The sequence below is a fragment of the Yeosuana aromativorans genome (genome assembly GCF_014646655.1).
Classification (GTDB): Bacteria; Bacteroidota; Bacteroidia; order Flavobacteriales; family Flavobacteriaceae; genus Yeosuana; species Yeosuana aromativorans.
In genome coordinates, this window is the sequence record NZ_BMNR01000002.1 from 194987 (window position 1) to 213223 (window position 18237).

The 18237-nt window shown below is 34.9% G+C and carries 17 protein-coding genes; 12 read left to right on the forward strand and 5 right to left on the reverse strand.

The features are described from left to right. Nucleotides 1-2061, reverse strand: coding sequence for a DUF3857 domain-containing transglutaminase family protein (locus IEW94_RS04230; RefSeq protein ID WP_188650355.1), 2061 nt, complete (start codon nt 2059-2061; stop codon nt 1-3). A 279-nt stretch (nt 2062-2340) separates the two neighbouring features. On the opposite strand from IEW94_RS04230, the gene IEW94_RS04235 reads away from it, so the two are divergent. Then, nucleotides 2341-3783 (forward strand): MFS transporter, encoded by a 1443-nt coding sequence (locus IEW94_RS04235; RefSeq protein WP_188650357.1) that lies wholly within the window; start codon nt 2341-2343, stop codon nt 3781-3783. 98 nt (nt 3784-3881) lie between these two features. Next, entirely contained in the window at nt 3882-4565 is a 684-nt protein-coding gene (locus IEW94_RS04240) for an SGNH/GDSL hydrolase family protein (RefSeq protein WP_188650359.1), read from the forward strand. 11 nt (nt 4566-4576) lie between these two features. Here IEW94_RS04240 and IEW94_RS04245 read toward each other — a convergent pair whose 3' ends face one another. After that, on the reverse strand, nt 4577-5140 hold the full coding sequence (locus IEW94_RS04245; protein WP_188650361.1) for a GNAT family N-acetyltransferase: 564 nt from the start codon (nt 5138-5140) through the stop codon (nt 4577-4579). Further along, nucleotides 5137-5784: an alpha/beta hydrolase gene (locus IEW94_RS04250; protein ID WP_188650363.1), complete on the reverse strand. Its 648-nt coding sequence runs from the start codon at nt 5782-5784 to the stop codon at nt 5137-5139. The genes IEW94_RS04245 and IEW94_RS04250 overlap by 4 nt, the downstream gene beginning before the upstream one ends. 53 nt (nt 5785-5837) lie before the next feature. Between IEW94_RS04250 and IEW94_RS04255 the strand changes: the two genes are divergently transcribed. The 7 genes from IEW94_RS04255 (at nt 5838) to IEW94_RS04285 (ending at nt 13302) form a co-directional block, all read left to right on the forward strand. Continuing rightward, nucleotides 5838-6263: a PaaI family thioesterase gene (locus IEW94_RS04255; RefSeq protein ID WP_188650365.1), complete on the forward strand. Its 426-nt coding sequence runs from the start codon at nt 5838-5840 to the stop codon at nt 6261-6263. A 2-nt stretch (nt 6264-6265) separates the two neighbouring features. Next, nucleotides 6266-7384, forward strand: a complete 1119-nt coding sequence (locus IEW94_RS04260; protein ID WP_308423681.1) for a chorismate-binding protein — start codon at nt 6266-6268, stop codon at nt 7382-7384. 50 nt (nt 7385-7434) lie between these two features. After that, nucleotides 7435-9195 (forward strand): 2-succinyl-5-enolpyruvyl-6-hydroxy-3-cyclohexene-1-carboxylate synthase, encoded by a 1761-nt coding sequence (menD, locus tag IEW94_RS04265; RefSeq protein ID WP_188650367.1) that lies wholly within the window; start codon nt 7435-7437, stop codon nt 9193-9195. Between the two features lie 86 nt (nt 9196-9281). Next, nucleotides 9282-9620, forward strand: a complete 339-nt coding sequence (locus IEW94_RS04270) for a DUF2853 family protein (protein WP_188650369.1) — start codon at nt 9282-9284, stop codon at nt 9618-9620. Nucleotides 9621-9705: 85 nt separating this feature from the next. Continuing rightward, complete coding sequence (locus IEW94_RS04275; RefSeq protein WP_188650371.1) at nt 9706-10536, forward strand: CvfB family protein; 831 nt, start codon at nt 9706-9708, stop codon at nt 10534-10536. A 55-nt stretch (nt 10537-10591) separates the two neighbouring features. After that, a complete protein-coding gene (mnmE, locus tag IEW94_RS04280) occupies nt 10592-11980 on the forward strand; it encodes a tRNA uridine-5-carboxymethylaminomethyl(34) synthesis GTPase MnmE (RefSeq protein WP_188650373.1) in 1389 nt (462 codons plus the stop codon). 164 nt (nt 11981-12144) lie between these two features. Continuing rightward, the gene (locus tag IEW94_RS04285) at nt 12145-13302 is read left to right on the forward strand and encodes a site-specific integrase (protein ID WP_188651329.1); all 1158 of its coding nucleotides are present in this window, start codon (nt 12145-12147) and stop codon (nt 13300-13302) included. A gap of 200 nt (nt 13303-13502) precedes the next feature. Here the strand turns inward: IEW94_RS04285 and IEW94_RS04290 are convergent, their stop codons facing one another. Both IEW94_RS04290 and IEW94_RS04295 read right to left on the reverse strand, forming a co-directional pair. Next, entirely contained in the window at nt 13503-14300 is a 798-nt protein-coding gene (locus IEW94_RS04290; RefSeq protein ID WP_188650375.1) for a phospholipase D-like domain-containing protein, read from the reverse strand. 270 nt (nt 14301-14570) lie between these two features. Then, nucleotides 14571-15383 (reverse strand): hypothetical protein, encoded by an 813-nt coding sequence (locus IEW94_RS04295; RefSeq protein ID WP_188650377.1) that lies wholly within the window; start codon nt 15381-15383, stop codon nt 14571-14573. Between the two features lie 468 nt (nt 15384-15851). Here IEW94_RS04295 and IEW94_RS04300 point away from each other — a divergent pair, with 468 nt between their 5' ends. The 3 genes from IEW94_RS04300 to IEW94_RS16840 all read left to right on the forward strand — a co-directional run. Beyond that, a complete protein-coding gene (locus IEW94_RS04300; protein ID WP_188650379.1) occupies nt 15852-16142 on the forward strand; it encodes a helix-turn-helix domain-containing protein in 291 nt (96 codons plus the stop codon). Between the two features lie 57 nt (nt 16143-16199). Next, complete coding sequence (locus IEW94_RS04305; protein WP_188650381.1) at nt 16200-17405, forward strand: primase-helicase family protein; 1206 nt, start codon at nt 16200-16202, stop codon at nt 17403-17405. Nucleotides 17406-17528: 123 nt separating this feature from the next. Then, on the forward strand, nt 17529-18237 hold a 709-nt coding region (locus IEW94_RS16840), incomplete at its 3' end, for a DUF8464 domain-containing protein (protein WP_194446398.1).

Sequence of the window (18237 nt, forward strand, 5' to 3'; positions counted from 1 at the left end):
TCATACGGTTTTTTTATTTCCAAAATACCAAAACAGAAATAATGCTAAAGCAACAAAACCACCAAATATTAGTGCAATTTTAAAAATGATGAATAAGCCTCCTAAAATATTGGTATTGCTAGTTGTAAAATTTGATTGTGTATAACTTTTAGGAATATAAATAAGATAAGCACTACTTTGATCTACTTTTTTAATGTCTTGAATGTACTGTTTATATTCTTCCTTATTTATATGATCTTTTTGTGTTTTTAAATAATAATTAAGATTTATAATTTTATTTGGTTTATCATAATCTACTTCCCATTCGTAATAAAAACCTGGTGAACTTACAAATAGCTTATCATTTTCAATTCCCCAATCCCTGGGTAAGTTAATTTTAATATGATGTTCTCTAATTATAGGGTATAATAGAGATAAATCTGTATTTCTTTCATTTTTATTGGGTACATATAGAGTATTTAATAGACTGTTTGCAATAAAGGTTGCTGAAATATAGTTTTCTTTTTCTGGCATGGGTTGCCAAATGCTATCTAATTTATATTCTTCATATACTTTAAAAATGTTCAAACGCAACTTGTCCTCAAAACGTGGTGGATTTAAAGCCGTTACATTGTAATATGTTTTTGAATAAAAATCCTCATATTCTTTTTTAATGGAGTTAATGCTGTTGAGTTTAAAATAATTACGCATGTTATCGGCTTCACCTTCATGGTATGTGGTAGTAACTTTCAATGTTGCTCCCTTGCCAATTGTATCAATTGTAAATTCTTCAAGAGTTTCAATTTTATTTTCTGAATACGGCTCTATTTCATCAAAAGAATCGTTATCTTTTTTTAGTACTAAACCAAAAGAATAATCAGGAAAATCAGTACTGTCATATTCGCCTCCTTGATTTGTTATTGTTGGGTCATACCAATAAGCACTTCCATTATTTATAACCTTTACAACGCAATGATCAAAAAAAATGGGAGAGGGTAACAAGTCTTTAATAGTTTGCTTTAATGACGTGTTAACAAGCATGGGGTATGCTTCAATATCCATTTTGTTAAGCATGGTGGCCATTAATAAACTTTTGTCTTTACAATCTCCAAAGCGTTGTTTAAAAACCTTATTAGGAGAAAATGGTTTGTAGTTTCCAATGCCAGACTCTAATCCTAAATACCTAATTTCATTTTGAACGAAATCTAAAGTTGATTTTATTTTTTCTCCTTGGGTTTCATATTTAGAGTTAATTTTATCAATTTTTGCTTGTAGTTCTGGATCAATTTCCCCACTTGTTTTAAATACATCCAATCCCCAATTCACTACATCTTCCCAAGATTTAAACTCACTAACAGAAACAGATTCGTAAAGTAATTTCCAAGCGGGCGTGTAGTCTTCATAATCTGTTTTTTTAGTGTCTATATTCATCCAATTGTATCTGTATAGACCATTGTCTCTAGAGATAGTGGGTTCAAGAGACGTGTTAAATGATTTATAGTTTAGTTTGTTTTTGGATAACAACGTAATGTTTATTTTTCCAGTTGATTCTATGTCATTTAAATAGAAATAATTAGAAAAAATATTTTTATGAATAGGATTAAAACCAATAATGGAGTAGGAGTAATCTATAATATCTTCTGTTCTTACGTCAGAAATATTCATTACAGCTGATAAAGAACCATCATATAAGTAGTTTTCGGCATTTAATTCACGCCTCATTACTTGGATGTCAGAAATGTTTAATTTATCAATAACCTGGTTATTTCTTATGATATTTATTTTATGAAATTGCAATTTTTGATAACTAGGATCATAACTGATATTAATGGTTGAAGCCTTTTGAATGCCTACATTATCTATTACTTTGGTTGTAACTCTATGGTAGCTTTTTTGTTCAGGAATGTTAATTTGATTGTCAAGAAGTAAAACATGAGTGCCAGCTGAGACATCATTTTTATTAATTTCAGATTTTGAAAAACTGACTTTGTTTATCCAGGTAGGCTCAAATCCTTTGGTTATTTGGGAATTTGCTTTAAGAAAACAAAACACAATAACTAAACTGGTAATGATTTGTCTCATAAATTGTAAAAATTTTATCTAAGTAAAAATAAATGTTTAAAAAAATACTTACAAATAATATTGTTTTAAATATTTGGAATACTTTTTCATAAAACCTTATAAGCTAATTCATTTAAGGTATATTCATCATGTTTTAGAAATTTTTAAAAAGATTAAATCTGATAATGATTGTAAGTAATTGTACAATTTCAGATCATTTTTATACCTGATTTGATAATAATATAGTTATTTTTATCACCTTAAAATCAATTCTAATCAAACTAAAACTTAACGTATCTTATGAGTACTGATAATTCACCAACCAGATGGGGACAATTCATTCCACTGGCTACTGTTTTCTTTTTTTGGGGATTTGTTGCTGCAAGCAATGATATTCTTATTCCTGTATTTAAAAAAGCATTTGATTTGACCCAAGGAGAAAGCCAATTGGTCTCTTTCGCATTTTATATTGCGTATACAGTTGGTTCGCTTATTTACATGGGCATTTCAATTTTAATTAAAAAGGATATCGTCAATACAATAGGTTATAAAAACGGACTTGTATTAGGGCTTGGAATTTCAGCCTTAGGAACGTTGTTGTTTTATCCAGCGGCAAACACAGGTTCCTTTGCTTTAATGCTTTCTGGACTGTTTATTGTGGCTTTAGGATTTTCGCTTCAGCAAACGGTGGCAAATCCTTTGGCAATAGCACTTGGTCCTGTTGCAACCGGTTCGCAACGTTTAACCATGGCCGGAGGCATCAATAATTTTGGAACAACCATTGGGCCTCTTATTGTGAGTTTTGCCATTTTTGGAACGCCACTTGCAGGTGCCGCTGCAAATATGAGTATTGAAAGTGTAAAGGTTCCTTATCTGGTTCTTGGTTTAGCCTTTTTGCTTGTTGCCGTCTTATTAAAATTTTCATCCTTACCAGATAAACCCAAAATGATTGTAGAGGAGGAGGATAGCACCAAAGAGAAAGCCAGATCATCAGCGCTAAAATATCCACAATTGGTTTTAGGTATGATAGGTATTTTTGTATATGTAGGTGTAGAAGTGTCAACAGCCAGTAATTTACCGGCGTATATGGAACACAATTTAGGTTTCGCTATTTCAGATATAGCACCCTATATTTCGTTGTATTGGGCCAGTTTAATGATTGGTCGTTGGACAGGTGCTGTTGAAGCTTTTACAGGTGATATCAATCTTCGTAAAATATTACGTTTTGTAGCACCCTATCTAGCCTTTGGAGTCTTTTTAGCGGTCAATGCAATTGCAAAACATGATTTAACACCTTTTTATATTTATGCCTTAGTGATTTTGGTTTTGATAGCTGCTGATATTGCCAGTAAAGGAAACCCAGCCCGCATGTTATTGATATTTTCGCTTTTAGGAATTCTGGCTTTAGCCGTTGGAATGTCAAATGACGGCATGGTCAGTGTCTATGCTTTTACTAGTGTTGGGCTGTTTTGTAGTACCTTATGGCCTTGTATTTTCACATTGGCTGTTAGTGGTTTGGGTAATAATACAAGCCAAGGAAGTAGTTTTTTAATTATGATGATTATGGGTGGTGGTATTATCAGTGTGTTGCAAGGCTTGGTGTCCGAAAGTATTGGTATTCATGCCAGTTACATTGTTGGCGTGGTTTGTTTTGCGTATTTAGCTTTTTATGCATGGCGAGTTAAGGGCATTTTAAAAGCACAAGGCATTAGCTTTGATGAGAAAATAGCTGGCGGCCATTAAAAAATAGTTTTGTTTGCAAAAAGAAAATCCTAATGCTTGTCATTGGGATTTTTTATAATTAGCTGTAATTTTTATAAATAGAAAAAAGATTAATTTTTATGACATATTTTAAATTGTTTTTGTTGAGCAGTATGTTGTTTTTTCTTGATCATAATTTATTTGCTCAAGATTGGGCAAATTTGAACAGATTTCAAAAGGCAAATGCAGACATAATGAATTCAAGTATTAAATCAAATAGAGTGGTTTTTATGGGCAATTCAATTACTGAGGGCTGGTTGAAGTATCACCCAGAGTTTTTTGAGGGGAAACCATATATCAACAGAGGTATTAGTGGGCAAACCACACCACAAATGTTGGTACGGTTTAGACAAGATGTTATTGATTTAAATCCATCTGTCGTAGTTATTTTAGCTGGCATAAATGATATAGCCCAAAACACCGGACCAATTTCTTTGGAAATGACTTTTGGTAATATTAAATCAATGGTTGAACTGGCTAAGGCAAATCATATACAAGTCATATTATGCTCGTTACTTCCGGCTAATTCTTTTTCTTGGAGACCAAGTATAATTCCTACTGAAAAGGTCATTGAACTTAACCATTTTTTAAAATCATATGCTTTGGCTAACAATATATTTTACGTGGATTACTTTTCGGCTATGGTAGATGCATCTAATGGTTTAAAAAAAGAATTAGGAATTGATACGGTGCATCCAAACAAAGAAGGGTATTTAGTAATGGAACCTCTTCTGGAAGAGGCTTTAAAACAAGCTTTAAATTAAAAAATGAGTTGCTAAAAATTAGTTGTTTTTATAGTATTCCATTCCTCTTTTAAAATGCCATAGCAGCACGTATTACGTTTAAAACCATCTTTTAAGTATACATTTTTGCGAAGAATGCCTTCTAGAGTTGCACCAATTTTTTCAACTGCTTTTCTGGATCGAATATTACGTTCATCAACTCTAAATTCTACCTTTTCAAAGTTTAAGGTTTCAAATGCATATTCTAACATTAAAAACTTCACCTGTTTATTTAAACCAGTTCCTTGAAATTCCCTGCCAATCCAAGTGGAACCTATTTCCAAAACTTTATAATTCCAGTTCATATTCATATATCGCGAACTGCCTGCATAAGCGTTTTTAGTTTTGTCAAAAATGATGAATGGAATGGTGGTTTTATGGTAATAGCCATCAACGGCTTTTGCAACATAATCCTTTAGTTTTTCAGGGGTTGAAATATCGCTCGGAGAGTATTGAATTAAGTCTTTTTGTGACGCAATAGGAATCAGATGCTTGTAATTGCTCAGATCGAGCAGTGATAGTTTAACGCGTTCATTTTCTAGGGTTGGTGCTTTCATGAGTTGCCAATTGTGTTGATGATGTCTTTATTTACTTCATGTTTTCCTTTAAACGGGATAATCTGTACCGTTTCACCAAATAATTCCAATACCTTTTTCTTTTCATAAGCAATTCGCTCGTCATTTAAATATTCATCATCCGTTCCATAAATCATTGAAACCTTGGTCTTTTCTTTTAAAAAAGCAAAATCATTTGGGGTTAATTCCTTGGGAATTCCGCCTGACATAATAATGAGGCGATAGCATGCTAATTGCCGTTTTGCCACGTAGCGCATAGCAACCGAAACACCTTGTGAGTACCCTAAAACAATTAGTTTGCAATATTTTGGTACTGGTTCAGCTTTAAAAACGGCATCAAAATATCGCATTATATTTTCAGTTTCAGATGTGGTTTTTTCTTTGGTAAGCCAACTAGCACCAACATGTTTAAAATCGGGTTTAATATAATATTTACTGGGAGCTTGTGGGGAGATGATATAGTGCTCTTCCGGGTTCAACGCATCAAAGTATTTTAAGAAATACCGGCTTAAATGCCCCATGCCATGACATACAAACCAAATATATTTTGTGCTGCTGGTTAATGTATTTAATGTTGAATAGGTATTGGTAACTTGAAACGATATTTCTTTTTCAGTTGAATTCATTTTAAGCTTTGGTTTTGTACTTTTACAATCGACTTTAAAAATACATTATTTCTATGCAATTATCTAAGGAAGCTGTTTTAGCTGAAGCAAATTTGGTTTTTAAAGGAACCTTGATGGAAACCTTAAATATTGAAATGATTGATTATGGCAATGACTTTTTGATAGCCAGAATGCCCGTTAATTCAAGAGTTTATCAGCCCGATGGTGTGCTTCATGGTGGTGCCACAGCTGCTTTGGCAGAAAGTGTTGGTAGTTTTGCGTCGCATATTTTTTTAGATACAGAAAAATTTTTTGTTCGAGGTATCGAAATTACGGCCAATCATTTAAAAAGTGTTACTGAAGGGTTTGTTTATGCCAAGGCTACGTTTTTACACAAGGGAAGAACAACCCAATTATTGGACATTAAAGTAACTGATGATCATGGCAATTTGGTTTCCGTTTGCAGATTGTCAACCATTTCATTACCTAAAAATAAATAGATTTGATTACTTCAGACATGTTTTTTGAAACCATTCAAAAACAGCATACTAATCAATTACCTTTTGTGGCTTACAGAAAGCCAAATTCCACAGAAGTTAAAGCGTTATTGCAAACAGATGATACGGTTCATTATATTGATGATTACAGTGAATCAGGTTTTGTATTTGCTCCTTTTGACACTGCCAACAAAAGTATTTTAATACCTTTTGAACAGGCCGATAGTCTAGATATGTCTTATTCAAATCTTGGTATTCAAGCAAGACACAATGAAATTTCATTAGCTGAAAAGAACAAACAAAACCACATCAATCTCGTTGAAAAAGGAATTCAAGCCATAGCAAACCAAACGTTTAAAAAGGTGGTTTTATCAAGAAAAGAAACAGTTGTGCTTACAAAATTTAATGTGGTTCAAACTTTTAAGAAGTTGTTGGATACATATCCACTTGCATTTGTGTACTGTTGGTATCACCCAAAAATAGGACTTTGGTTAGGTGCCACACCAGAAACCTTAATGAAAATAGAAGGTAACCAATTTTCTATGATGTCTTTGGCCGGTACACAGGAATATAACGGGAGTATTAATGTTGCTTGGGAGGACAAGGAAAAAGAAGAACAACAAATAGTAACGGATTTTATCGTCAATGGTTTAAAGCCTTTTGTACAAGATATACAAACATCTGATGTTGAAACGGTTAAAGCTGGTAATTTACTGCACTTAAAAACCATCATTTCAGCCAGGCTCAAACAAGAGGAATTTAATTTTAAAGCGCTTATTCATGCTCTTCATCCAACACCTGCGGTATGTGGATTTCCCAAAAAAGCGGCGAAAGCATTTATAATGAAAAACGAACACTACAACCGGGAATTTTATACAGGATATTTGGGTGAGTTGAACTTAGAAACAAAACGTCATCCCAGAGCTAGCAAGCGAAATATTGAAAATAGAGCCTACGCTATTACCAAAAAAAGCACACAATTGTACGTGAATTTGCGTTGTATGCAGATTAAAGACCACAAAGCCTTGATTTATGTGGGCGGTGGCATTACTAAAATATCCAATGCTGAAAAGGAATGGGAGGAAACCGTCTCAAAATCAAAGGTTATTAAAAGTATTTTGTAATAGGTTTATGTAATCCCTATTTCTTATTTTTGTTACAATAAATACAATCAATGATATACCCAAAAATCCCGCTTGCACAAACGGTTATTCAACTGTGCAAAGCAAAAAACATACAACATATTGTCATCTCTCCAGGAAGTAGGAATGCACCATTAACATTGGGGTTTACCAATGATGATTTTTTTAAGTGCTATAGTATTGTTGATGAGCGTAGTGCTGCTTTTTTTGCATTGGGAATAGCGCAGCAATTAAAACATCCAGTGGCATTGGTGTGCACTTCAGGCAGTGCTTTGCTCAATTATTATCCGGCCATTTCTGAAGCTTTTTATAGCGATATCCCTTTAATCGTGATGTCGGCAGATAGACCCAAGCATTTGATTGATATTGGTGATGGGCAGACCATTAATCAAAAATTTGTGTTTGAAAACCATATTTTGTATTCGGCAAATCTCAAATTGGATTTAAAGGATGAAAAAAACATCCCTGAAAATGAGGAGTTGCCAATTATGAAGAATCTGGAGGATAAATTGGAACGCTTTTTAGGGTTTCAAAAGGATATCCAGTCGCATAATGAATTTGAAATCAATACGGCCATCAATAACGCTTTAATGCAAAGTGGACCCGTACATGTCAATATTCCTTTTGACGAGCCGCTTTATGAAACAGTTGATAAGCTGACTGTTGAGCCTAAAGCATCAGAGGTCGTAATCAAACCCAAGCAAATAGATTCGTACACCTTGCAGGAGTGTTTGGAATATTGGAATTCATATTCAAAAAAAATGATATTGGTAGGGGTTAACGCACCAAACCAAATTGAGCAACGCTGGTTGGATGAAATTGCTAAGGACGACAGTGTTATTGTGTTTACCGAAACAACCTCAAACCTTCATGAAGATAGTTTTTTCCCCAGTATAGATCAAATGATAGCGCCGCTTTCTGAAGACGAACAAAAGCAACTGCAACCCGATGTTCTTTTAACATTTGGAGGTTTGATAGTGTCCAAAAAGATAAAAGCATTATTAAGAAAATTTCAACCTAAACACCATTGGCATATAGACAAAAAAAGAGCCAACGATACATTTTTTTGTTTAAGTATGCATGTTGAAACCACACCTAATCATTTTTTTGAAACAGTACTGCCAAAAATAACCCATTATGTAAAGAGTAACTACAAAGATGATTGGTCACTTGTTAGAAAAAAGCGATTGGAAAAGCATGAAAGCTATCTTAAAGCGATTCCATATTCAGATTTTAAGGTTTTTGATGTGATTTTAAAATCCATTCCTGATAACTCCATTTTGCAAGTTGGTAATAGTTCTGCCATTCGATATACACAATTGTTCAGCATAAACAAGACATTGGAGGTTTTCTGTAACAGAGGCACCAGTGGAATAGATGGCTGTACCAGTACAGCAGTTGGTTGTGCCGCCATAAGCAATAAGCCAACGGTCTTCATTACGGGTGATTTGAGTTTTTTGTACGATAGTAATGGTTTGTGGAATAATTACATTCCAAACAATTTTAGGATTATTGTAATCAATAACCAAGGCGGCGGAATTTTTAGAATTTTGCCAGGACAGAAAAACACGGATAATTTTGATTATTTCTTTGAAACCAAACACAACTTAAATGCAAAACATTTGAGCAATATGTATGGTTTTGAATATGCGAGTGCTAAGACGGAACGACAGCTAAAAAACAAACTGCAAGCGTTTTATTCAGAATCTGAAGAACCAAAGCTGCTAGAGGTTTTCACCCCAAGAACCATAAATGATGAGGTGTTATTATCCTATTTTGAGTATATTAAATAAAAGTTAATTCATTGATTGATAGTCTGTCAATAAAAATAAAATGAGTTATATTTAAGCTTAATTCTTTAATCACTAAATATAAAACAATGAACAAAAGAGAAGAACTTATTGAAAAATATGCTGCAGATTTAAAAGACAAATTTGGAGTCCATGCAGATATGGATTTATTAACAAAAGTAACAATAGGTTGTGGGCCATCAATTTATAATGCTGATTCAGAAACGGTTTCAAGTTCTGATGATTCTGAATTAGCTACCGTAAAAAACAATTTCTTGATTAAAAAATTGGGATTAAATGACGGGCCAGAATTAGATAAAGCCATTGATTCAGTAATGGAAACTTATGGAAAGTCCAACCGAAACAAATACAGAGTTGTTGTTTATTACATGTTAACAAAGCATTTTAAAAAAGAATCTGTTTATTGAACAGTGTTTAAACATAAAATTTAAAGGCGTTACAAATGGTAACGCTTTTTTATTTTCCAAAAACTAATATCACTACCTTTGCAAAATGATACATTTAGGAGAAACCAATACATTAGAGATTATACGTGAAACCCCTCAAGGGTTATACATTGCTGATGAAGAAGGGAATGAGGTGTTATTGCCAAATAGATATGTTCCGGAAAACTTTAAGATTTGGGATAAAATTGATGTATTTGTCTATTTAGACAACGAAGAAAGACCCGTTGCAACTACAGATAAACCCTATGTAGAGCGCAATGATTTTGCGGTTTTACGTTGTAATCAAGTTACTGATTATGGTGCCTTTTTGGATTGGGGATTGGTAAAGGAACTGTTTTGTCCGTTTAAAGAGCAAGCTTTTAAAATGAAACCAGGTGGTTGGTATTTGGTGTATTGCTATTTAGATGAAAAGACCGATAGGTTAGTGGCATCCAGTAAAACCAATCAGTTTTTAGATAATAAAGAACTGACTGTTAAGGAGTTTGATGAGGTAGATTTGATTGTGTCGCATCCTTCTGAAATTGGTATGAACGTGATAGTCAATAAAGTTCATTCCGGGTTGATTTATAAAGATGCTATTTTTAAGGATTTAAGTATTGGTGACAAACTGAAAGGAATTGTCAAAAAAATTCGTCCCGGTAACAAATTGGATATTGCGCTGGGACAAATAGGATACAGAAATATTGAGCCCAATGCAGATCTGATCATGAAAGAGCTTAATGATAATGGCGGCTACCTTAACCTCACAGATAAATCGGACCCCGAAGCGATTAGGGAGCAGCTTCAAATGAGCAAAAAGAACTTCAAGAAAGCCATTGGAACTTTATACAAGCAGAAGTTGATTACTTTAAAGGATGACGGGGTGTATCTTAATTAAATCCTTTTATTCGTACAATTCAATCAATAGCATTCAATTTTAGTATTTTTGCTGTATGATATATCAAGATACCATAGTGGCTTTGGCAACACCATCAGGAGTTGGTGCCATAGCTGTTATAAGATTATCAGGCAAGGATGCCATAACCATTGCTGAAAAACAGTTTAAATCGGTTTCTGGAAAATCTTTATCCAAACAAAAAACACATACCATACATTTAGGTCATATTGTTGATGGAAACAAAACCATTGACGAAGTTTTGGTGTCTGTCTTTAAGAATCCCAATTCCTATACAGGTGAAGATGTTGTTGAGATATCGTGTCATGGCTCCCATTACATTCAACAAGAAATCATTCAGTTGTTTTTAAGAAATGGCTGTAGAATGGCAACGGCGGGGGAATTTACATTAAGGGCATTCTTGAACGGAAAGCTCGATTTAAGCCAAGCAGAAGCGGTGGCCGATTTAATAAACAGTGATAATGAGGCCTCGCACCAAATAGCCATGCAGCAAATGCGTGGTGGGTTTTCTTCTGAAATAGCAAAACTTCGTGAAGAACTCTTAAATTTTGCATCACTTATTGAACTGGAACTTGATTTTGCTGAAGAAGATGTTGAGTTTGCCGATAGAAGCCAATTCAAGGCATTAATAGAACGGATTACCTTTGTTTTAAAGCGATTGATAGATTCCTTTGCTGTTGGTAATGTGATTAAAAACGGCATTCCCGTTGCTATTGTTGGAGAGCCTAATGTTGGTAAATCCACCTTGTTAAATGCCCTGTTGAATGAGGAACGTGCCATTGTTTCAGAAATAGCAGGAACTACCAGGGATACTATTGAAGATGAAATTTCAATAGGCGGGATAGGGTTTCGGTTTATTGATACAGCGGGAATACGAGAAACCAAGGATGTTGTTGAGAGTATTGGTATAAAAAAGACCTTTGAGAAAATTGAACAGGCCCAAGTAATTATTTATTTGTTTGATAGTACCCAATTCCAATCCATGGGGTCTCAATTTAAGGTTGAACTTGAGAAGATTAAAAACAAATACCCACAAAAACCACTTATTATTCTTGCCAATAAGGTCGACCAAATTGACGACAAGCAGATTGAAAAAATGCAAATGGATATTCCGGATATCCAGCTATTGTCAGCTAAAACAGGTTTTGGTGTGGAGGAATTAACCAATACACTCCTCAATTTAATCAATACAGGCGCTTTAAGAAATAATGAAACTATCATTACAAATTCAAGACACTATGACGCTTTGTTAAAAGCTTTTGATGATATTCAAAAGGTGAAATATGGTCTTGAAACAGATTTGTCCGGCGATTTAATGGCCATTGATATTCGACAAGCATTATATCACTTTGGGGAAATCACAGGTGAGATTACCAATGACGATTTGTTAGGAAACATATTTGCAAATTTCTGCATCGGGAAATAGATTTTAATTTTATTTAATTTCATTTATTATTAAATGATTGTAAATCAAATGATTGTTAATAAATTTTAAAATCTTGTTTTCTGTTGACATAACTATTTTCGTACTTTTATTGTGTCTCACGTGTGTCTCAAATATGACGAGACACAAAAAAATGTGTCGCAATGATAAAAGTCCACCTAAGAAAGAAAAAATTAAAAACAGGAAAACTGAGTTTATACATTGAGTATTATAATGGTATCCAGACATTAGCTAATGGAAAAATTAAACACCTTAGAGATTACGAATACCTCCAACTCTATTTAATACAGGTTCCTAATACTGCTGACGAAAAGAAAAAGAATAAAGAACAGCTCGAACTTGCTGAACAAATCCTAGCCATACGGCAAGCAGAAATTTATCAAGGAAAGTTCAAAATCCAAAACAATCATAAAGGCAAAACAACTCTTTTAACCTTTTACGAACAAAAGAAAGAAGAGCGTTACCAAACGAAAGGCAATTATGATAATTGGGATGCTGCACAAAAGCATTTAGAACAGTATTGTCCTGCTCATATTACTTTTAATGATGTTGATGTAGAATTCATTAAGGGATATAGAAAATACCTTGATAACGTTGCAGTTACGAAGAGTCAAAAGAAGCTTTCACAAAATACCAAGCACACCTACTTTAATAAATTCAAGGCTTGTTTGAATGCTGCATTTGATGAAGGTTATTTAAAAGAAAATCTGATGAAGAAGGTTAAAGGATTTTCCATGGGAGAATCTACCAGAGAATATCTTACATCGGAGGAACTACAAAAGTTATCTCAAACTGACTGTTCAATACCTTTGTTAAAACGAGCCTTTCTTTTTTCAGCATTAACTGGGATTAGATGGTCTGACGTTAATAAGCTAAAATGGTCAGAAGTACGTGAGGAAGGTATTGATGATTCCGGGAACCATGTATTTAGAGTTGTATTTCAACAAAAGAAAACCGATGGTGTGGAGTATTTGTACATTTCCCAACAGGCTAGGGAACTTTTGGGTGAAAGAAAAGATCATAAAGAGCGAGTATTTAAAGGGCTTCGTTATAGTGCTCATATGAATCTTCAATTGTTACGTTGGTGCATGTTGGCAGGAATTACTAAACACATTACATTTCATTCCGCTAGACATACAAATGCTGTTTTATTGTTGGAAAATGGTGCGGATATTTACACGGTTTCTAAAAGGTTAGGACATAAAGAAATTAGAACCACAGAGATTTATGCCAAAATAATAGACAAGAAAATGAAAGAGGCAGCTAATTTGATTCCGAAATTGGAATTAGATACGATTGGGTGAATATTGATTTGATAAAAATTTTGGTGTCGATTTTCGAATTTTGCAGTCATTTGCATGATACACAACGGTTTTGAATATCTTGGAAAGTTGCGTATTTGTGTGCATGGGTTTTCCGAAGAAAAAAAAGAAGCTAGCAAATGAGCAACTAACTTTGGTTCAGCTAAATCTATCAATTTATACGGCTTGTTGGTAATAGTAATTCATTTTGTTAACCTTACATATTCCTGAGAAAATCTTGTCGCTTGTTCTGGGTCCTTCTCAATAGTAATATTTTCATCATTTCTAAATTCTGCATTATTAGTCCAATTGTAAGAACCTGTTAAAACAATTTGATTGTCAACTACACAAAATTTGTCATGCATTAATCCACCACGCACACCTCGTTTTATTAAATCATGGGGAACTTTTGAAATATCAATCCCATGTTTTTTGTTAATTCCGTCATCATAAATAGCAACTTTAACATCTATTCCTTGATTATATTTCTCAACTAATTTATCAAATAATAAATCATTCGTGAACCAGGCCATTACAACCCTAATTGATACTTTAGCTTCATTTAGAACATTTAAGATTCTGTTTTGGATATCTTGAAAATGTGCCTCATTAACAACAGGTTTACTTTTGATAATTACTCCTCCTTGCAATATTAATTGTCCGTTTTTCAATAGAACACTAAAACCTTCAGGATTGAGTATTTCATTTAGATTATCAACAGAATCAGCTTTGTTTTCAAGTTCATCAAAAACGTTTTGTAGTAGTTCTCTAAGTTCAGTTGTATTAGATAAACTTTCAATTCTGTTTCTTGTGTATTCTTTTCTTGATGGACGATGACCATTTTTTTTCCCAATATCAGGAAGTCCCATTTCGTCATAGACATCTCTTGCTCCAAACTTATTAAAAAGAGCTATTAATTGAGGTCCACTTCGTCTTGGAAGATTTTCATCTCCATTTATATATGGCACTAATTCATTAATTGTGAATTGAGTTATTTTCATTAGCTATGATTGGTTTTTTTATTGCTAATAACATGATTCTATAAAATTAGCTGCGTGTTTAAGCACCTAAATTGGCAAATACAGCCCAAAAAGAAAATCCTCGAGTATTTTCGCTAGTAGGCTAGAACAAAGCAATTATTTTTACACGGCTTGCCATTAGTACTTTACCCCAATAGGCGGACTTGACAGATGTCCATCAAGTCGCACCGACAGAACCTAACACCGCTTTTCTTTAAAATTCAATTTAGAGCGGTTTGGGGATTTGCTTCTTTATACTCTTAAAGGATTTGGTTGCCTTTGAGCCTTTTCTTTTATTTTCATTGAATTCCCATCACATATCTCCATTAATTCATTTCTCCATTGGATATTGTCAAAGTTAGTTAAATTATCGATTTGAACTCCTTGGAAATATCTTTTTCCCTTATATATAATTCCATAATGTCTTGCATTCCCAATTCGATACAGGCCTACTAATTGAGGTGCTCCTCCACAATATTTATTTTCAATGTCAATTAAAGTATCTGTAAAACAATGAAATAATGCCCGACTTGTTTTTTTACTTTCACTTTCCCAATATTTTTCATATTTGGTTAGAAATTCAGATGATCCAGAACCTACAACAAATAGTTTATCAGAATGTTCCCCAAGTTCAATTGTTTCTCCTGACCACTTATTAGTTGATTTTTCCCATTTTATTTTTTTGCAATAGAAATTGAATTTGTCATATCTACTGCAATGAATTATTTCTAACGAATTTGCTGTTATTCCGTTAACCTCATTAGGATAATTTTTAAATGACTGGATTAACTTATTTATTACCGCTTGTGATTTTTCTTCACAAGTTGCATTTTCTTTAAAGAGCAAACCGTGGTCTGCAATATTGATTATTTGGTTCAAAACTATCGAAGGAAAAAGTACATCTCCGCAATAACCAAAAATGTCTGGTGAGTTGTTACATCCAAACACCTTTTTTCCATAATCAAAATTTACCTTGTTTCCCCAAGATATCCGACTGTCACTCAAGATGTAAATTGAAGATGGCTTTCTAGAATCGACTCCAAGCCAAGATGATAGTAATGTCATTCGTTTTTTTTTGTATTTATGGCAACAATTAAATATAAAAAATTGTCTATATCCCCAATATAGCACTAATATAATAAATCTTACATTTTACTGACTCAAATAATATTTTATATTTCTCAACCACATACTATTCTAATAATTGGTTTTATGCGTTTTCAAATCCAAACTTTTCTAAAAATCTTTTGTCTCAATTGTTAACAACTCTAAAACAACCCGGAAACGTTCCTTTTCTGTTCATTAAGATTGATACCATTTGAGTTCATAAAAAGTCAAAGAAAATAATCAAGTTTTAATGGTCATAAAACTTGATATAAATTGATTTAATCTATTGTCTATTAAATATTTGTGGATAACTATTTGAAATCCTTTCCTCTTTCAACAGCAATGTTCTATACCTTTATTTCCATGATCCCATAAGGGAAAACAAAAGCGCTTTTGTTCATTTTATTAACCTAAAAAACAATAAAAATGGACACTTTATTAATCCTTGAACGATTGGATCGTTTGGAAAAACTACTGATTGGCAGCAAAGAGGTACTGACCTTCGACGAAGCCTGTGACTATACAGGTATATCCAGGAGCTACCTATATAAACTGACAGCCTCGGGAAAGATCCCGCACTCCAAGCCCAACGGCAAGATGCTCTTTTTCGAGAAGAGGAAACTCGTGGACTGGCTGCTCCAGAACAAGCGCAAATCACAACAGGACATTGAGGCCGAGGCCTTGTCCCATGCCATGCGCCATAGAGCACATCGGTAACAATTTCATTTAACCACAATGACACCTTAATCCAATTAAGGCGCTAAAACCATTCTTATGAAACAGACACCATACATACGTGTGGGCACGTCCTATTACAAACGTGTCAAGGCCCCGACCATTGCAGGCCATTTTAACGAGATCCTTGTGCACTGGAACATGGAGACCATCAAACAGGACCATGGCAAGGACCATTTGAGCAAGGTTCCCAAATACGATGGGTTTACCTGTATCCCCAACCATATTGATTTTAAACAGGAATACCTGGGATTCTACAATATCTATTCCCCGTTGGGCAAAATGCCCAAAGAAGGGGGCACATCACTGTCACTTAAGTTTGTCAGGCACATTTTTGGAAAGCAATACGAACTGGGACTGGACTACCTGCAATTACTTTATACCAAACCCATCCAGGTATTGCCGATCCTTTGCTTGGTCTCCATGGAACGCTCCACGGGAAAGAGCACCTTCCTGAAATGGCTCAAGGCGATCTTCGAGAACAACCTGACCTATCTGACCAACGACAGCTTCAGCAGCCAGTTCAATGCAGACTGGGCAAACAAGCTGCTGATCTGTATTGACGAGGTACTGTTCAACAAGGAAGAGCTCACGGAGCGGATCAAGTACCTGAGCACCACCAACATCAACAAACTGGAGGCCAAGGGCAAGGACAAGCGAGAGGTGGAGTTCTTTGGAAAGTTCATCTTGTGCAGCAACAATGAGGATAGCTTTATAAAGATAGATGCCAACGAGACCCGGTTCTGGGTGATAAAAGTGCCCGTCTTGGAAGAGGAGCAGATCAATTTTCTAGAGAAATTAATTGAGGAGGTACCTGCCTTTCTGTATTATCTGTCAAAGCGAAAACTAAATTCAAGGCATCAGACCCGTATGTGGTTTACGCCCCAGCAGATCAGGACCAAGGCCTTGAGAAGGCTGGTGCAGAACAATCGCAACCGGGTCGAAAAGGAACTGGCGAGTATTCTCATGGGGGTCATTGAAAAATTTGATTTGGTCTCTGTGGACTTTTGTCCCATGGACGCCGTAATGGCCCTTAATAAGACCAGGGTGAAAACGGATCTGACACAGCTTAGGCGCATGCTCAAAAGAGATTGGAAACTGGGCAACCAGGGCAACTCAAACAGCTACCGGAAATTCGTCATCTGGTCGGACGGCGACATCAATCTCGTCGATGCCAAAGGGCGCTACTTCACGGTTGAAAAATCTTTTTTGACCCAGAATTTTGATGATTTGATGACAGGTTGAGGAACCCACTGTATTTGTTGGGGCAAGGCCGTCATCATGTGTTCATCATTTTGTCATCAAAAAAAATAATGATGACAAGATAGTACTTATAAAAACCGAGAATGATGAAACGATGACACATTGATGACTGAGAAAACGCACTGTTTATGGGGCTTAACGGATGAAATCATCAAAACATCAAAAAAACACATAAAAACACATTGGCCAATGAAAAGAAAAATAAATTGTGAAACAGCCCGTAATTTTCCAGTGACAGAGGCACTGGAAAAACTGGGGCACTTTCCCAAAAGGGAAACGGAACAAGACGCTTGGTTCCTGAGTCCTTTCAGGTCAGAAACACAAGCCTCTTTGAAGGTGTCCAAGAGAAAGAACCGATGGTATGACCATGGTGAGGGTGTTGGGGGGAACGTGATCGATCTGGTAAGCCGGGTCTTAAAATGTTCGATCGAGGAAACTTTGGAATTCTTGGATGCTGGCATGGCAATCAGACCAATTAAGCAGCGACCAATTTTCAATAAAAAAGAAACAAAAATAGACATTGTAAAAGTCCGGGACATCATGCACCCAGCCTTGGTTGAATATCTGAGCTTACGGTACATTCCGATAACAGTGGCCAAACGGTATTGCAAAGAGGTTTGGTATCAGTATAAGGACAACCGTTTTTTTGCCATTGGACTGGAGAACATTAAGGGAGGCTGGGAACTGCGGAACAAGCTTTTCAAGAACGGTAGCAGCCCTAAATCCTATACCTACCTCCAATATAACAAGAGTCAACTGATCATACTCGAGGGTATGTTTGATCTGCTGTCACTGGCCACTTTAGATGGCACTG

Bases quoted from the DNA above. Each gene is read 5' to 3' on its own strand.
- IEW94_RS04235 (WP_188650357.1), top strand. From the start codon at position 2,341: ATGAGTACTGATAATTCACCAACCAGATGGGGACAATTCATTCCACTG.
- IEW94_RS04290 (WP_188650375.1), bottom strand. From the start codon at position 14,300: ATGAAAATAACTCAATTCACAATTAATGAATTAGTGCCATATATAAAT.
- IEW94_RS04255 (WP_188650365.1), top strand. From the start codon at position 5,838: ATGCAATTATCTAAGGAAGCTGTTTTAGCTGAAGCAAATTTGGTTTTT.
- IEW94_RS04275 (WP_188650371.1), top strand. From the start codon at position 9,706: ATGATACATTTAGGAGAAACCAATACATTAGAGATTATACGTGAAACC.
- menD (WP_188650367.1), top strand. From the start codon at position 7,435: ATGATATACCCAAAAATCCCGCTTGCACAAACGGTTATTCAACTGTGC.
- IEW94_RS04295 (WP_188650377.1), bottom strand. From the start codon at position 15,383: ATGACATTACTATCATCTTGGCTTGGAGTCGATTCTAGAAAGCCATCT.
- IEW94_RS04250 (WP_188650363.1), bottom strand. From the start codon at position 5,784: ATGAATTCAACTGAAAAAGAAATATCGTTTCAAGTTACCAATACCTAT.
- mnmE (WP_188650373.1), top strand. From the start codon at position 10,592: ATGATATATCAAGATACCATAGTGGCTTTGGCAACACCATCAGGAGTT.
- IEW94_RS04300 (WP_188650379.1), top strand. From the start codon at position 15,852: ATGGACACTTTATTAATCCTTGAACGATTGGATCGTTTGGAAAAACTA.
- IEW94_RS04230 (WP_188650355.1), bottom strand. From the start codon at position 2,061: ATGAGACAAATCATTACCAGTTTAGTTATTGTGTTTTGTTTTCTTAAA.
- IEW94_RS04270 (WP_188650369.1), top strand. From the start codon at position 9,282: ATGAACAAAAGAGAAGAACTTATTGAAAAATATGCTGCAGATTTAAAA.
- IEW94_RS04245 (WP_188650361.1), bottom strand. From the start codon at position 5,140: ATGAAAGCACCAACCCTAGAAAATGAACGCGTTAAACTATCACTGCTC.
- IEW94_RS04240 (WP_188650359.1), top strand. From the start codon at position 3,882: ATGACATATTTTAAATTGTTTTTGTTGAGCAGTATGTTGTTTTTTCTT.
- IEW94_RS04305 (WP_188650381.1), top strand. From the start codon at position 16,200: ATGAAACAGACACCATACATACGTGTGGGCACGTCCTATTACAAACGT.